General features: G+C 75.9%; 13 protein-coding genes. 4 read left to right on the top strand and 9 right to left on the bottom strand.

Features of this window, described 5'->3' with window-relative positions; all coding sequences use genetic code 11:
- Window positions 1-232: 232 nt before the first annotated feature.
- Window positions 233-1,285, top strand: a complete 1,053-nt coding sequence (locus ACTWP5_RS17700; RefSeq protein WP_443221947.1) for an LLM class flavin-dependent oxidoreductase — start codon at window positions 233-235, stop codon at window positions 1,283-1,285.
- A 61-nt stretch (window positions 1,286-1,346) separates the two neighbouring features.
- Here ACTWP5_RS17700 and ACTWP5_RS17695 read toward each other — a convergent pair whose 3' ends face one another.
- The gene (locus ACTWP5_RS17695) at window positions 1,347-1,703 is read right to left on the bottom strand and encodes a DoxX family protein (RefSeq protein ID WP_443221946.1); all 357 of its coding nucleotides are present in this window, start codon (window positions 1,701-1,703) and stop codon (window positions 1,347-1,349) included.
- Window positions 1,704-1,796: 93 nt separating this feature from the next.
- Window positions 1,797-2,759, bottom strand: a complete 963-nt coding sequence (gene sigJ, locus ACTWP5_RS17690; protein WP_443222032.1) for an RNA polymerase sigma factor SigJ — start codon at window positions 2,757-2,759, stop codon at window positions 1,797-1,799.
- A gap of 190 nt (window positions 2,760-2,949) precedes the next feature.
- On the opposite strand from sigJ, the gene ACTWP5_RS17685 reads away from it, so the two are divergent.
- Together ACTWP5_RS17685 and ACTWP5_RS17680 are read left to right on the top strand one after the other, a co-directional pair.
- Window positions 2,950-3,462, top strand: a complete 513-nt coding sequence (locus ACTWP5_RS17685; RefSeq protein WP_443221945.1) for a hypothetical protein — start codon at window positions 2,950-2,952, stop codon at window positions 3,460-3,462.
- Entirely contained in the window at window positions 3,459-4,637 is a 1,179-nt protein-coding gene (locus ACTWP5_RS17680; protein ID WP_443221944.1) for a zinc-dependent alcohol dehydrogenase, read from the top strand. Before ACTWP5_RS17685 ends, ACTWP5_RS17680 begins: the two co-directional genes overlap by 4 nt.
- Window positions 4,638-4,691: 54 nt before the next feature.
- Here the strand turns inward: ACTWP5_RS17680 and ACTWP5_RS17675 are convergent, their stop codons facing one another.
- Together ACTWP5_RS17675 and ACTWP5_RS17670 are read right to left on the bottom strand one after the other, a co-directional pair.
- Window positions 4,692-7,094, bottom strand: coding sequence for a penicillin acylase family protein (locus tag ACTWP5_RS17675; RefSeq protein ID WP_443221943.1), 2,403 nt, complete (start codon window positions 7,092-7,094; stop codon window positions 4,692-4,694).
- A gap of 170 nt (window positions 7,095-7,264) precedes the next feature.
- Window positions 7,265-8,398 (bottom strand): Gfo/Idh/MocA family protein, encoded by a 1,134-nt coding sequence (locus ACTWP5_RS17670; RefSeq protein WP_443221942.1) that lies wholly within the window; start codon window positions 8,396-8,398, stop codon window positions 7,265-7,267.
- Between the two features lie 222 nt (window positions 8,399-8,620).
- Between ACTWP5_RS17670 and ACTWP5_RS17665 the strand changes: the two genes are divergently transcribed.
- Window positions 8,621-9,736 carry a hypothetical protein gene (locus ACTWP5_RS17665; protein WP_443221941.1) on the top strand — a complete coding sequence of 372 codons (1,116 nt, stop codon included), beginning with the start codon at window positions 8,621-8,623 and terminating at the stop codon, window positions 9,734-9,736.
- Between the two features lie 207 nt (window positions 9,737-9,943).
- On the opposite strand, the gene ACTWP5_RS17660 is transcribed toward ACTWP5_RS17665, so the two are convergent.
- From ACTWP5_RS17660 to ACTWP5_RS17640, 5 genes are all read right to left on the bottom strand, one after another.
- Window positions 9,944-10,792, bottom strand: a complete 849-nt coding sequence (locus ACTWP5_RS17660; protein WP_443221940.1) for a hypothetical protein — start codon at window positions 10,790-10,792, stop codon at window positions 9,944-9,946.
- Window positions 10,789-12,120 carry a DegT/DnrJ/EryC1/StrS family aminotransferase gene (locus ACTWP5_RS17655; protein WP_443221939.1) on the bottom strand — a complete coding sequence of 444 codons (1,332 nt, stop codon included), beginning with the start codon at window positions 12,118-12,120 and terminating at the stop codon, window positions 10,789-10,791. The genes ACTWP5_RS17660 and ACTWP5_RS17655 overlap by 4 nt, the downstream gene beginning before the upstream one ends.
- Window positions 12,117-13,403 (bottom strand): NAD-dependent epimerase/dehydratase family protein, encoded by a 1,287-nt coding sequence (locus ACTWP5_RS17650; protein ID WP_443221938.1) that lies wholly within the window; start codon window positions 13,401-13,403, stop codon window positions 12,117-12,119. Before ACTWP5_RS17650 ends, ACTWP5_RS17655 begins: the two co-directional genes overlap by 4 nt.
- Window positions 13,363-14,337, bottom strand: a complete 975-nt coding sequence (locus ACTWP5_RS17645; RefSeq protein ID WP_443221937.1) for a histidinol-phosphatase — start codon at window positions 14,335-14,337, stop codon at window positions 13,363-13,365. Before ACTWP5_RS17645 ends, ACTWP5_RS17650 begins: the two co-directional genes overlap by 41 nt.
- Window positions 14,330-14,686: hypothetical protein (locus ACTWP5_RS17640; RefSeq protein WP_443221936.1), on the bottom strand; the 357-nt coding region annotated here is incomplete at its 5' end. The genes ACTWP5_RS17645 and ACTWP5_RS17640, both read right to left, overlap by 8 nt.

Here is a 14,686-nt window from a genome sequence, read left to right as displayed (position 1 = left end):
GGAGGGCCGTGTGGGGTGTCCGTGATGTCGGGATTCGTGCCCTCGTCTGTCAGGGGCCTGACAGATAGCCTTGGCCGCGCGCCGCCGGGGGGCAGCCCTGCCCCGAACGCCCGCCGCCCCGCCGCCCGCACACCGGGACCGCGCGCCAGCGCGCGGCGGCCGTCGCGGTCCGCCCGGCGACGCCGCGGGCGGGTCCCCGCGCTGTCCGAGAGCCGGAAGGAAGGGACGAGCGATGCGGGTAGGACTGATGTTTGACCTGCGCTACAACCCGGCGGTGACCTCGCGGGGGGCGTACCTGCGCGGAATGCTGGAGATGGCCGTCGAGGCCGAGCGCCTGGGCTTCGACGCGATCGGGATCGCCCAGCACCACGGCCACGGCCACGGCGACCGGTACGGCGCCGGCCTCCTCACCGCGCTGGCCTCGCTCGCGACGGTCACCCACCGGATCCGGATCGGCTCCGCGATCGCGCAGATCGGCCTCGGCGACCCGGTCGTCCTGGCCGAGGAGTTGGCGGAGCTCGACCACCTGTGCGACGGGCGGCTGGACGTCGGCGTGGGCGCCGTCGGGCCCGCGTTCGACGACGAGCTGCGGATGTTCGGGCGCGACCCGGCGAGCCGACCCACGCTGTTCGCCGAGGCCCTCGACCTGATCGTGCGCTGCTGGACCGACCCCGAGCCGTTCGACCACGACGGGCCGCACTGGCCGGGACGCCGCGGGGTCCGTATCCCCGGCCCTCCGTCGCAGCAGCCGCACCCGCCGGTCTGGGTCGCGGCTCCCGGACCCAGGGCGCTGCGCCGCGCGGCGCGCCTGGGCCACGGGGTGGGCGCCCGCGCCGGCTTCCTGGCCGGGCTGACGGGGCGCGAGCACTGGCAGGGCTGGTGGGAGGGGTGGGTGCGGGCCTGCGGGGAGCTTGGTCGGCCGCCGAAGGATCCGGCACGGCCGATCACGGCCTTCGGCACGGTCTACGTCTGCGACGACCCCGACCGGGCGCGGGCCCTGCACGGCCCGTCCGTGGTCGCCGCCGCCGACCCCCGGTACCGCCACCTGGTGGGCGAGCCCCGCTCGGTCACCGACCTGCCCCACGGCCAGGACGTGTTCGTGACGCCGGCGCGGCTGCGCGAGGAGGTCGAGGCGGTCTGGGGCGGTGGCCACGCGCCGGACGAGGTCCTGCTCGTCGGGCCACGACCCGGGACCGCCACCACGCCGGGGATGAGCTGGGAGGCGTTCGCGGAGTACTGCGCCACCTTCGCCCGCACGGTGCTGCCGGTGATGCGGTCCCTGTGACACCGGCTGACACCGGCTGACGCCGGGCCCTCCGGGCCCTCGCGAGCGCCGAGGCCAGGCGTCACGCGACGCCCCGGTGGGCCAGGCCCGTGAGCAGGGCCGCCACCGCCAGGGACAGGAAGAGCGCGAGGTTGCCGAACACGAGGTAGCGCGCCCGCAGATGGACGACGAGCGCGCCGAGGAAGTACAGCACGAGGCCGACGGCGGCGGCCGTGCCGACCAGGGGGACGGCGAACCCCACGAGCAGGCCGAGGGCCCCCGCCGCCTTGAGCACGCCGAGCGGGATCATCCACGACACCGGTATCCGCCCCCGCTCCATCACGGCGACGACGCGTTCGTGGCGGACGAGGTCCATGCCGGCGGAGAAGGAGTTGGCGAGGACCGCCAGGAGGGTGGCGGCGAGGTGGGCGGCGAACACGGTGGTCCCTCCGATGCGTGCGGGGGTGGACGTGGGTGCTGGTGCTGGTGTTGGTGCGGGCGCCGCCGTTCGACGGGCCGGGGGAGGGGCGGATCAGTGGAGGTGGGAGAGCTTGTCCGGGTTGGAGACCAGGTAGATGCCCGTGATCCGCTCGTCCTCCGGGTCCAGGTCGACCACGAGCACGGCGAACGGGGCGCCCTCCCGGCACAGCACCGCCGACGGGGCGCCGTTGACGTGCCGGTACCGGACGTCGAGGCCGGCGGGGAACCGGCCGCGCCCGGCGACCAGCGCCCTGGCGACCTTCTGCCTGCCCCGCACCGGCCCGCGGCCCGCGGCCGGCGCCTTGCCCCCGCCGTCGGCCCACAGGGTCACGTCGGGCGCCAGCAGTTCCAGCAGGTCCCGCACCTCGCCCCCGGCCGCGGCGGCCACGAACCGCTCGGTCACCCGCCGGGTGAGGCGCGGGTCGACCCGGTGCCGCAGCCGCCGCTCCCGCACGTGCTCGCGGGCGCGGTGGGCGAGCTGCCGCACCGCGACGGTGCTGCGGCCGAGCATCCGCGCCGTCTCGGGGTGGGAGTATCCGAAGACCTCGTGTAGCACGAAGACGGCGCGCTCCACGGGGGTGAGGGTCTCCAGCACCACCAGCAGCGCCATCGACACCGAGTCGGCCATTACCGCCGGGTCCGAGGCGTCGCCGTCCCGTGGCGCGACGGCCCCGGGGCCGCCCGGCGGGTCGACGACGGGTTCGGGCAGCCACGGCCCGACGTAGGTCTCCCTGCGGCGCCTGATGCTCGCCTGGCGGGCGAGCGCCCCGTTGACGGCCGTCCGCACCAGGTAGGCCCTGGGGCTCGCGATCTGCGCCGCGTCGCGCGCCGTGCGGCGGGCGGACCAGGCGAGCCAGACGTCCTGGAGCACGTCCTCGGTGTCGGCGACGCTGCCCAGCATGCCGTAGACCACGCGGAAGAGCAGCTCCCGGTGGTCGACGTAGACCTCGGTCGCCGCGGTGATCGCGTCCTCGCCCGGCTTCCCCGCCGCCCCGTCCGTCGTCGTGTCGCCCATCGCCTGGTCCGCCACCCTTCCGCTGTCCTCGCTCCTCCGGCGTCTCACGCAGCACAGGAGCGACGGCCCGCCGGCAGTGTGACACCCGGTCCCCTCGATGTGACGGGCGTCACGCTCCGACGGGACCGAGGTGGTTGGCGGCCGCCCGTCCGGGTACCCGGGCGCCGCTGACCAGGGTGAGGAGGCGCAGATGGGGCGGCATCCCCTCGTACGGGCCGCGGTGGTCACCGCGGGGACGACAGCGGGTACGGCCGCGGGCGCCGCGGCGGCGCGGGCGCTCGTGGCATGGCGCCGGCACACGCGGGGCACGGAGGACGGGCGGCACCGCTGGCTGGTGGTGACGGTCTACCGACCGCCCGAGGAGATCGCGCCCGGCGGAGAGCTGCCGGAGCCCCTGGGGAGGATGGACCGGGAGCTCGACCAGGGGATCGAGGTGGAGGTCAGGGAGGCGCCGGGCGGGAGGGGCGGCGAGCTCGCCGTCCGTCCGCGCCGGGCCCCCGAGCGCCCGGACGCCGACGGTGGGCACGCGGGCGCGCGGGACGACACGCGTGCCGAGCTGCGCGGCGCCCTGCGCGACGCCAAGGCCCTGCTGGAGGCCGGCGAGGTCATCGAGCCCGACCGGCCGCCCACCACGCGCCCCACCCTGCGCGGCCGGCTGGTCGGCGCCGCGACGCGGCGCGCGTCACGGGAGGGAGTGCTGTGAAGGCGCTGTGCTGGGAAGGCGTGAACAAGCTGTCCGTCGAGCAGGTGCCCGAGCCGGAGCTGCGCAACGAGCAGGACATCCTCGTCCGCGTGCGGCTGGGCACCACCTGCGGCTCCGACCTGCACCTGCTGGGCGGCTACATCCCCGCGATGCGTGCCGGCGACGTCATCGGCCACGAGTTCATGGGGGAGGTCGTCGAGGTCGGCCCCGGGGTGCGCCGACACCGTCCGGGGGACCGGGTCGTGGTGTGCTCGTTCATCGGCTGCGGACGGTGCTGGTACTGCCAGACCGACCAGTGGTCGCTGTGCGACAACTCCAACACCAACCCCGGCCTGGCCCAGGCGCTCTTCGGCTACGAGACGGGCGGCATCTACGGCTACTCCCACGCCATGGGCGGCTTCCGCGGCAGCCACGCCGAGTACGTGCGCGTGCCCTTCGCCGACCACGGGGCCTTCCCCGTCCCGGACGAGGTGGACGACCTCTCCGCGCTGTTCGCCTCGGACTCGGCGCCCACCGGCTGGATGGGCGCCGACCTCGGGCAGGTCGGGCCCGGCGACGTCGTCGCCGTGTGGGGCTGCGGCGCCGTCGGCCAGATGGCCGCGCGGGCGGCGGTGCTGCTCGGCGCCGAGCGGACCATCGTCATCGACCGCTACCCCGAACGGCTCGCCCTGGCCGAGCGGTACCTGGGCGTGGAGACCCTGAACTACACGGAGACGGAGATCGCCCCGGCGCTGCGCGAGATGACCGGCGGTCGTGGCCCGGACGTGTGCGTCGAGGCCGTCGGCATGGAGGCCCACGGCACCGGACCCGGATACCTCTACGACCAGGCCAAGCAGCAGCTCCGGATGCACACCGACCGGCCCACGGCGGTCCGGCAGGCCATCCACGCCTGCCGCAAGGGCGGCACCGTCTTCGTCCTCGGGGTCTTCGGCGGCCTCGTGGACAAGTTCCCGCTCGGCGCCGTGATCAACAAGGGCCTGACCGTCCGGGGGGCCCAGCAGCACGGTCAGCGCTACATCCCCATGCTGCTGGACCGCATGGCCCGGGGCGAACTCCCCACCGCCCAGCTCGCCACCCACACCATGCCCCTGGACGACGCGCCGCGCGGCTACGCCATGTTCAAGGACAAGACGGACGGCTGCGTCCGCGCCGTCTTCACGCCGCAGACGGCGTGACCGCCCGCCGGGGTGCCCCCGCCGAGCCGGGCGGGCTCGGCGGGGGCGGGCAGGTCAGCGTGCCGGCAGGAGCCGCAGCCGCTCCTCCGCGTGCCGCCGCACCGCGCGGTCGCCGTAGAGCAGCGGGAACGTCTGGCCCTCGGCCCACATCCCGTGCAGGTCGGTGTAGTGCGGGCTGTCCGGGTCGCCCGACTGGCCCGGCGCGTTGATGGCCCGCGACCGGTCCCAGGCGCCGACGTCGACCACCATCTTGAACGTGGGGCCGACGATCTGTTCCCCGGTCAGCGGGTGGTACATCGACGCGCGCACCGAGTAGTACGAGCCGGGCAGCGAGGTCCTGGCGACCTCGTCGCCGAGCGGGCCACGGAAGACGTGGTGGTGGAAGTCCCCCCAGCGCCAGCTCGCGGGATCGGGCCCCATGCGCGCGCTGACGACGCCGAACGCCTGGCCGAGCGTGTCCAGCAGCAGCCGGTCGCGGACGGCCGCCCCGTCGGGGCCGAACCACTCCTCGGGAGCGGCGAACGACTCCAGGTGGACGCTGTGGGCGGGGAAGAACGAGAAGATCGGGTGGTGGGCCCCCTCAGGGAAGACAGTGTTCACCCATGCGAACGGCAACGTCTGCATGACCCACGCCTCGTAGAGCACCGCCGCCGCCGAGTCCTCCGACGCCACCCCGTCGTAGGAACGGACGAGGTCGAGCGCTGCGGCGGTGTCGGGGTCGGACGAACTCAGGTCGTCGAGGTAGGGGAGGAGCTGCTCGGGCAGGGTGGAGGCGATGTCCTGCTGGAGCGCCAGGGAGTCGGCGACCGTGGCGCGCTCCGCCTCGGCCAGCACCTCGTCCAGGCGTTCCATCCGGAAGGGCGGACCCCACTCGTACGCGACCGCGAACGGATGGTCGTCGGGGAAGTTGTACTCGTTCGCCGAGGCGACGTACGCCTCCTCGGGGTTCACGACGTCCGGCATGTCCTCCGGGGCGTGGAAGCCGTCCCACTCGTGGCGCCCGTCACCGGGCACCGGCATCAGCCCGTCGTAGCCGTCGCCGACGCGCCGCGGGGCGAGCCCGCGCGGCAGCAGCGCCACGTCCCCCGAGTCGTCGGCGTAGACGAGGTTCGAACTCGGCGTCCGCCAGGTGTCGAGGGCCTCGGTGAACTCCTCGACGTTCCCCGCGTCGAGGAAGTTCAGGCTGCCGAGGTACGGCGAGGTCCCCGGCTCGGTCCAGACCGTGCGCACCGCGTACGCCAGGCCGGCCTCCTCGTCCACGCGGATCACCGGGCCGTGCCGGGTGAACCGGAGCCGCGCGGTCTCGGACGGCCCGCCGGCGACCTCGATGGACTCCTCGACCGTCTCGAACTCCTCCCAGCCGTCGCCGTAGCGGTACCGCCCGGGGTCGTCGGGGTCGAGCTCGTAGACGTACAGGTCGGTCTGGTCCACGGGCAGGTTGGTGAGGGCGAACGCCGCCTCGCCGTTGTGCCCCAGGCTGATGCCGGGGTTCCACGGCTCCCCGGCGCCGACGACGTCGAGCCCCGGCGCGGAGAGGTGGACGAGGTGGCGGTTCGCGGGCGCGCCGCCGCTGGTGCGGTGCGGGTCGCCGGCCAGCACGGGGCGGCCGGTGGCGGTGCGCTCGGGCGCCACGGCCCAGGCGTTGCTGCCCGAGGTGGCGTCGGCCAGGGCGTCGGTGACCGGGTCCTCGATCCGCATCCCGCCCGCGGCCTCGGAGAAGGTCACGGCGGCGGTGCCGAGGTCGAACTGGGCCGTGACGTCGGCCGGGATCGCGCAGGGGTCCAGGCCCTCGGGGACGGCCGGGGTGTGGGCGGGCTGAAGGGTCGACATGTAGCGGCTCGCCTCGGCGCCGCCGAGGCACACCACCTGCGCGCGGGCCACCTCGGTGTTGAGGTTCGCCCCCAGCGCGTGGCTGCGGATGCGCACCACGTCCTCGGCCGACCACCGCTCCGGCTCGTACCCGAGGCGGGTGAACTCCTCGGGCATCGCCTCCGGGTGCTCCGCCAGCCAGCCGAGGTAGGCGTTGACCCCCTCGGCGAAGGCGGTGGCGATCCGCCGCATGCCGGGCGTGTAGCTGGCCCACTCGGCCGCCATGTCGCCCCGGTAGAGCAGCAGCCGGGAGGCGGTGTCCTTCGCGACGAAGTCCGGGCCGAGCACCTCGCTGAGCTGGCCCAGGCCGTTGCGGCGCCAGGTGTCCATCTGGAAGAGCCGGTCGCGGGCGGCGGCGAAGCCCTGGGCGTGGAAGAGGTCGTCGGTGTTCTCGGCGTAGATGTGGGAGACGCCCCACTCGTCGACGACGATCTCCACCTCCCGCTCCAGGCCCGGCACCTGGTACGCGGCGCCGGCCTCCCGCCCGGTCCCCTGCCCGTCCTCCTGCGCCACCGCGGCCGAGGCCAACAGCGAGGCGAGGACGGCGGAGACGACCGCCAGTGGTCTGAGGCGAACGCGTGGCCTCATGGAGCCCCCTTCTCCGGCGACGCGGCGCGTCGAGCGGGCCGCGTCGCCTACGAGATCGTTGTGGTCGCGCCCAGCATCGCGGGGGGCGGGCGGCCGGCACACCCCTAAATCCGGCCGCTCGCCTCGGAGTCGCCTCGGAGGCGCCTTCGAGTCGCCGCGGAGTCGCCGCGTCAGGAGTCCCGCGCCCAGGGCATCGGCTCCGGCGGCGGGAACTCCGAGGCGATGTCGACGGCGCCGTCGGCCGAGCCCATCGCCAGCGTCACCTCCAGGACGTGCAGGGCGTGCCGGGCCGACAGGCGCGGGGGCCGCCCCAGGGTCGCCGCCTCGGCGAGGTCCGCGACGCCGCGCGGGAAGTCCATGCGGTGCCCGGAGGCGTGGTGCGAGCGGGGAGCGAAGGGCCGGACCGGCTCGACCGGCCGCGGCGGGCCGAGGTAGGCCGAGCGCCGCCCCGCCGCCTCCCTGAGCGTCACGGGGGTGCCGTGGTCCCAGCAGTCCGCCATGCGCAGCACGCCCCCGTCGCCGACCACCGTGAGCGAACGGTCGACCGGCGCGATCGTGCTGCACGTCAGCCGGGCGAGAGGGCCGCCGTCGAACGTCAGCGTGGCCGTCACGAAGTCCGGCCCGAGCGGCCCCTCCTCGCCCGGCGGGAACTTGTCCCGCACGAGCGTGGCGCGGTCGGCCACCACCCGCCGCACCGGCCCGAACAGCGTGGTGAGCGTCGCGAGATGGTACGAGGAGTGCTCCACGTTGCAGCCGGCCGCGAACTCCTCCCGGTACGGCCAGGGGCTGCCGGTGGCGTTGCGCCACCGCTCGTAGCCCATGCGGTGGACGGCGCCGTCGTCGAGCTCCGCGTAGACCAGCCGGGGCGTGGCGACGACGTGCGCGCGGACCTCCCGCCACAGCGTCTGGAACGCCTCCCCGAGGACGTTCGACGGCGCGCAGGCCACCAGCAGGCCGCGCCGCTCGGCCTCCTCGACGATCTCGCGCCCGTCGGCGAGGGTCGTGGCCAGCGGCTTCTCCGAGTAGACGTGCCGCCCGGCGGCCAGGGCCGCCAGCGTCACCCCGGCGTGGGCCTTCGGCGGCGTCAGGTTGAGGACCACGGACACCCGCTCGTCGGCCAGGAGGCGCGGCAGGTCCTCGTAGACCCGCACCCCGTGCCGCCGCGCGACGCGGGCGGCCCGCTCGGGCAGCAGGTCGTGGACGCCCGCCAACGCGAGACCCGGGTGGTCGGCGAGACCGTCGAGGTAGAAGTCCGACACGAAACCGCAGCCGACGACGGCCACGTACACGGGACGGGCGGGCACGGCGGACCCCCTTGTCTGTCGCCGTCAGGATAGGCGGGCCGCCGAGGGGCGGTGGGAGGCGGGTGTCGACGTCAACGTGGCGGCGGGGCCCGCGCGTTGACCCCGCGCACGGTCCGGGGTGACACTGCCGGTCGGTCCGCCGCGGCGGCCGTCGGACGTCCGGCCGCGGGCCCGGAGGGAGGAACGGTGGGCGCTGCCGGCGCGCGATGCTCCGTCGCCGTGATGACGCACCAGCTCCGGCTGCCCATGGCCGAGCGGCTGCGCGACCAGCTGCGGCGCCGCCACCCGGGGCTTCAGGTGCGGGTGGCGTGCGACACCGCCCCACCGGGCGAACGCGGCTCGCTGCGCTCCGCCCAGCTCGCCTGGTCCGCCGCCGGCCGGGACGCGACGCACCACGTGGTGCTCCAGGACGACGTGCGCCTGCCCGGGGACTTCCTCGGCGCCCTCCACGCGGTGGTGGCCTGTCGCCCCGACGAGGTGACCTCCCTCTTCGTCGAGTGGGGCGCGTGGACCGCCTCCGTCGTCCGCCTGGCGGCGCTCACCGGGGCCGGCTGGGCCGAGGTCGTCGACGACTACGTGCCGACGCAGGCCGTCGTGATGCCCGCGGCCGTGGCACGAGCCGTCGGCGAGCACCTGCGGGGCGAGCTCTCGGGCGGCGCGCCCGACGACGTCGCGCTCCACCGCCACCTGCTCGCCACGGGCCGGGTGCCGCACGTGGCCGTGCCCAACCTCGTCGAGCACCGCGACGCCGCCAGCCTGACCGGCAACCATCCGCACGGGCTGCGCTGCGCCGCCTGCTGGCTCGGCGACGCCCCGGCCGGCGGCGTCGACACCGGGCGCGCGGTCACGGGCGTGGACGCGGTCCCGGTGATGGCCTGGTGGGGGCGGCCCGGCTGTTACGTGCGGATGCGGGACGCCACCGCGCCCGAGGGCTGGCGCAAGGTGCCGGCGCTGCCGGCGCTCGCGTGGTTCGGCCTCTCCGAGCGGGAGGTCGGGGAGGCGGGCGCGGCGGCGGTGAACGGCCCCGACCGCGCCACGGTGGCGGCGCGTGGCCTGCTCGGCGAGGAGCTGCTGTTCGAGCTCTGGCTGGCGGCGTTCCTCCTCGGCGTGCGCGCGGCGCAGCTCACGCCCGCGTCGGGCCCGGCCGGTGCCGCGCGGGCCGTCGCCGCACGCGTGGACACCCCGCTCGCGCGCCGCGCCCTGACGACCATGCCGCTGGGCGCCGTCCGCAACCTGGTGCCCCGCCACCGGCTCGCGCGGGCCGCGGCGGTGCTGACGCCGCTGGTCCGCCGCGCGGTGCTGCTCGGCGCCGGCAGCGGACGAGGGCCCGGCGGCTGACCGCTCGCCGGCCGAACGCGTCCCGCCGACCGGCCGGCGGAGCGGGTCGCCTGCGGGGTGGCCTCGCCGGCTGTGCAACCGCGCACCTGCGGCAGTTGCACAGCCGTGCCGTGCCGTGCCGCGCCGTGGTCCGGCCCCACCCGGCCGCAGTGACGCGGCCAGCGGGCGCCGCTCCCCGACCCGCCGGGGACGGCGGGACGGCGACCCTCAGCCGTACCGGCCCGCGAGGGCGGCCGCCGCCGCGAGTTCCTCGCAGCGCCGCAGCAGCGGGTCGCCGGCCGCCAGACGGGTCACCGCCCGCAGGGCGGGCCCGACGGCGGCCTCCCCGGCGCCGCCACCGTCGCGCAGCGCCCGCCGCACCAGGCGAGGGATCTCGCCCGGCACGCCGAGGCCGTCGGCCGCCCGGTCGAAGAGCGGCACCAGGGCCTCCGGGTCGGGGGTGCAGTGGCCCCAGGCGCCCAACAGCGCCCGCACGGTCCCGGCCAGCCGGTCGAGGTCGGACGGCGGGGCGCCCGCCCGGTCCGGGTGGCGCAGCGCGTGGACCTCCCACGTCGCCTGGTACATCGGCAGCACCTCGACGTGGGTCGACTCCAGCTCCTCGGCGAGGTGGTCGTCGCCCGGCCGCAGGTCCCGCTGGGTGTAGAGGGCGTGGAGCCCGGTGGCCACCCTCGGCGGGAGGCGCCGCAGCACGGGGGCGGGCCCGGTGAGCAGCGACACCAGCGGCGCCGACCACTCCCGGACGACGCCGAGCGGCAGCACCGTCACCGTCAACGGCACCGGGCAGGGCACCAGCCCGTCGCGGGGGAAGGTGGTGCGCTGCACCCGCTGGGTGTGGTCGGTCAGGGCCACGATCTGTGCCGGCCCGTGGGCCGTGGCCAGGTCGTCGGCGAGACGGCCGGCGAGGAACAGCCGCGTCCTGCCCACGCGGGCGAGCAGCGCTCGGGCGAGCGCCGCCGCGTCCAGGCCCCAGGCGCTGACGAGGATCTCCGTGGGCACGACGGCGGGCGGTGGCGCGGCCGGCGAGGCGCCCACGCCGCCGTCGACGGGCTCCGTCACGTCGCCGCCCCGCTCGTCCCGCCCGTCCCGTCCGCCCGGCCCGTCCCTCCGCCCGAACCGGTCAGCTCGGGCAGGTGCCTGGCCACCTTCTCGAACGCCTCGCAGTAGCGGTCCACCAGCTCCGCCTCGTCGGGGAAGGTGAAGGTGGGCAGGCTCAGCGAGGTGCGGTGCAGCTCCTCGGCCACGGGGAAGTCACCGGGCCGGTGGGCCGGCAGCCTGACCGGCGGGCCCGAGCGGTGCAGCGGCACCTCGCCGTCCGCGAACAGCGACAGCAGGTGCAGCGGCCTGGACCCCGGCGGGTGGACGTCGAGGCCCTCCCGCGCCAGGGCGTCGGCGACGGTCCTGGCGCCCGCCGCGAGCCACGGGCCGGTCAGGCGGGGCTTGAAGCCGTAGTACGCGCCCCGGTCGCACCCCGGGCGCGTGACCGGGGTCAGGATGCCGTCGATGCCGGCGAGGCCGTCGGCGAGGCGCCCCAGCAGCTTCTGCCGCGTGGCGACGCGCTCCTCGAGGGCGCGGGAGCTGCTGAGCGCCAGGGCCGCCGCGAACGGGTGCATGCGGTAGTTCAGCCCGAAGCCGGTGCTGGTGTACCGGCTCAGCTCGCTGGTGACGTCCTGCTCCGCGCGCACCCGGAAGTGCCCCAGCAGGCAGGCGCGTTCGTGGGTCTCGGTGTCGCCCGAGGCCAGCAGCCCGCCCTGCCCCGCGTAGACGATCTTCGCGGCCTGGAAGCTGAACGCGGCGGCGTCGCCCAGCGTCCCGACCTCGCGGCCGTGGTAGCTCGCGCCGTGGGCGTGTGAGCAGTCCTCCACCACCCACAGGCCGTGCCGCCTGGCCACCTGGAGGATCGGGTCCATGTCGCAGGGGTGGCCCCACAGGTGCGTCACGACGATGCCCACCGTCCGGGGCGTCACCGCGGCGGCCACCGCCGCCGGGTCGATGTTGCCGGTGTCCGGCTCGGCGTCGCAGAGCACCGGGGTGGCGCCGAGCTGGACCAGCGGCATGACCGTCGCCAGGAAGGTGTTGGTCGGCGCGAGCACCTCGTCGCCCGGCCCGGCGCCGAGCGAGGCGAAGGCGGAGTGGAGGGCGGCGGTGCCCGAGGCGAGCCCGAGGGTGCGGCGCCCGCCGAGCCGGGCCGACCACAGGTCCTCCAGTTCCTCCAGGACGCCCTCGCGGCCGTAGTACGACAGTTCGCCGGCGTCCATCAGGGCGTTCACCGCGGCCCGGTCCCCGTCCGAGACGCGGGGCCAGACGAAGCGGTGCGGAGGTGAGATCACCGGGGTTCCGCCCTGGAGGGCCAGACGGTCGTGGGTCCCTGTCTCGCTGGCAGTCACGTGGGATACCTCTCACTCGTGGCGTCGGAGTCGGAGTCGGAGTCGGAGTCGGAGTCGGATGTCGGCAGTCGTGTCCTCTCCCACTCCCGGGCGAGCCGGGCCAGGGAGCGCCGCGGCCGGTAGCCCGTGGCCGACTGGAACCGTCCCGAGTCGACCGAGCGCCCGACGCGCGCGGGCACCTTCCATCCCCTCAGGGCGGCGCGCGCGACGAAGCCGGGCAGGTGGCGCTCCAGCACCGCGTGGGAGTCGGTGCCGAGAGCCAGGCGGGAGTCGCGGTCCAGCGGCAGGTCGCTGGCGACGCAGTAGACGCCGCCCGGCAGCTCGTGGGTCGCGCACGCGGCGACCACGGCGTCGACGGCGTCCTGGAGGTCCAGCCCCGTGGAGAGCTTGCGGAGCTGGTAGTCGTGTTCGTCCTCGCGGTAGAAGCGCCCCAGGCGCAGCGAGACCGCCGTCATCGACGTCCCCGCCGCCGCGGCGGCGACGACGGACTCGGAGGCCAACTTGGAGGAGGCGTACGGGTTGTCCGGTGCCGGCGTGCGTCGCTCGTCGAGGATGGCGGCCGGCTCGCCCGGCGGCGTGGCCGGGCCGTAGACGGCGGTGGTGCTGGCCAGGACCATCCTGCCCACGCTCCCCGAGGCCGCCGCCTCGGCCGCGACCTGCCGCGTGCCCTCCACGTTGGACCGCCACAGCTCGGCGACGCGCGCGCCCTGCCGCAGGTGCAGCCCGTGCAGCCCCGCGAGGTGGACGACCACCCGACAGCCGTCCATCGCCCGGCGCACCTCCTCGTGGCCGCGGGTGGCGAGCACGTCGGCGACGACGCGGCGCACGGCGAGGGAGGGGTCGGCCAGGAAGTCGGGGAAGCGGAGGTCGACGACGGTCACGTGGTGGCCGGCGCGCGCCAGGTGGACGGCCAGCGCGCTGCCGAGGCGGCCGCCGCCCCCGGTGATCAGGACGGGGAGGCCGGCCGGGCCGGGTAAGCGCTCGCTGGGGTCGCTCCCGTTCTCCGGTCCGCTCTCCTCGACCCGGTCCGCCCGGTCCCGCCGGTCCCGCCGGTCCGTCCGGTCCGGCCGGTCCGTCCGGTCCGGCCGACCCGTCCGCGCTGTCCGTTCCGTCAGCTCCGTCAGCTCCGCTCGTCGAGCGGGCGACGCCTCCGTCGCCCCGTTCCCGCCGCCCGCGCCCTCCGCCGTCCCCGCGCCGTCCGCGCCGTCCGTCCTGCCCGTGCCGCCGCCGTCCGCGTCGGCGTCAGCCGCTCTGTTCGCTCGTTCGTCCACCGGCTCGTTCATCGGGTTCTCCCGTCTGGGCCGCCTCGCCCGCCTCTCCCGACGACCCGTCGTCGAGGTCCGGCAGGTCCACGAGGTAGGAGCCGCCGCCGGCCCGGAAGCCGACGCGCTGGCGGTAGCCCGCGGCGCGGGCGTAGCGCACCAGCCGTCCGTACTGGTCGGCGGCCTGGTCGGGGTAGTGCGCGTCGCTGGCCAACGTGATCGGGACGCCGGCCTCGTGACCCATCCGCAGCAGCGTCGGAGCCGGGTACGGCTCCAGCGCCTCGTAACGCAGCCCCGCGCTGGAGACCTCCAGGGCGACGCCGCCCCGCCGGGCCGCCGCCACCACCCGCTCGTACAGGTCGGTCGGCTCCTCCTCGCAGCGGTGGCCGAACTTCTTCACGACGTCGGGATGGGCGAGCACCTGCACGGAACCGGACTCGGCCAGCTCCGCGACGAGCCCGAAGTAGTCCTCGTAGGCCCGCCGGATCCCGCGCCGCGCGAACTCGGCGGCCACCGCCGGGTGGTCCACCGCCCAGGCGCCGATGAAGTGCACGGAGCCGATGAGGTAGTCGAAGGGGTACTGGGCGAGGATGTCGGCGATCTGCTCCATGCGCCGGGGCAGGAAGTCGACCTCCAGGCCCAGCAGCACCGGCAGCCCCCTGTCCCGTGCGGACAGCACCGCCCCGGCGTACCGGTCGAGGTGGAGGTTCAGCTCGTCGTAGTAGTAGCGGCGGGAGTGTTCGGTCAGCTCCTCGCGGTCGCCGAGCCAGAAGCCGGCGGCGGCCGGCTCGATCTCGACGAAGCGGTGCATGTGCTCGGTGAAGCCGACCTCGGTGGCGCCGCGTTCGAGCGCCCGCTCCACGTACGCGTCGACGTGCGCCTTGGGGTAGACCCCCGGCGGCGGGCTGTCCTCGCGCGGCACGTGGGGGTGGAGGTGGACGTGGTAGTCACCCATGCCGGGTCACCGCCTCCGTCCCGTCCACGACGTCGTCCGTGCCGTCGGCCGCGCCGAACCGCGCCTCGTAGCGCGCCAGGGTCGCGGTGAGCTCGGCCCGGGCGTCGACCCCCGCCGCGTTCGCGAAGCTGAGCAGCGAGAAGAGCACGTCGCCGAACTCCTCGCGCACCCGCCGGGGCGCCGGCCCGTCGCCCGCGGTGGGAGCGGGGGAGTAGCCGTGCTCCTTGAGGTGGGCGCCGGCCAGCTCCCCGAGCTCGGCCGTGGCGTCGAGCAGGGCCGTCTCCGCCGTCACGCGGAGCCGGAGCCGCTCGCGGGCGTCGGCGACCAGGCGTTGCAGGGTGGCCAGGTC

It is taken from the genome of Streptomyces sp. 4N509B (assembly GCF_052245655.1).
Taxonomy (GTDB): Bacteria; Actinomycetota; Actinomycetes; order Streptomycetales; family Streptomycetaceae; genus Streptomyces.
Note: the sequence above shows the minus strand (reverse complement) of the source record. Positions and strands in the feature narration are given on the sequence as shown.

Coding starts and splice junctions, on each gene's coding strand:
- ACTWP5_RS17675 (WP_443221943.1), bottom strand. CDS start 7,094: ATGAGGCCACGCGTTCGCCTCAGACCACTGGCGGTCGTCTCCGCCGTC.
- ACTWP5_RS17700 (WP_443221947.1), top strand. CDS start 233: ATGCGGGTAGGACTGATGTTTGACCTGCGCTACAACCCGGCGGTGACC.
- ACTWP5_RS17685 (WP_443221945.1), top strand. CDS start 2,950: ATGGGGCGGCATCCCCTCGTACGGGCCGCGGTGGTCACCGCGGGGACG.
- ACTWP5_RS17645 (WP_443221937.1), bottom strand. CDS start 14,337: ATGGGTGACTACCACGTCCACCTCCACCCCCACGTGCCGCGCGAGGAC.
- sigJ (WP_443222032.1), bottom strand. CDS start 2,759: ATGGGCGACACGACGACGGACGGGGCGGCGGGGAAGCCGGGCGAGGAC.
- ACTWP5_RS17665 (WP_443221941.1), top strand. CDS start 8,621: ATGACGCACCAGCTCCGGCTGCCCATGGCCGAGCGGCTGCGCGACCAG.
- ACTWP5_RS17650 (WP_443221938.1), bottom strand. CDS start 13,403: ATGAACGAGCCGGTGGACGAACGAGCGAACAGAGCGGCTGACGCCGAC.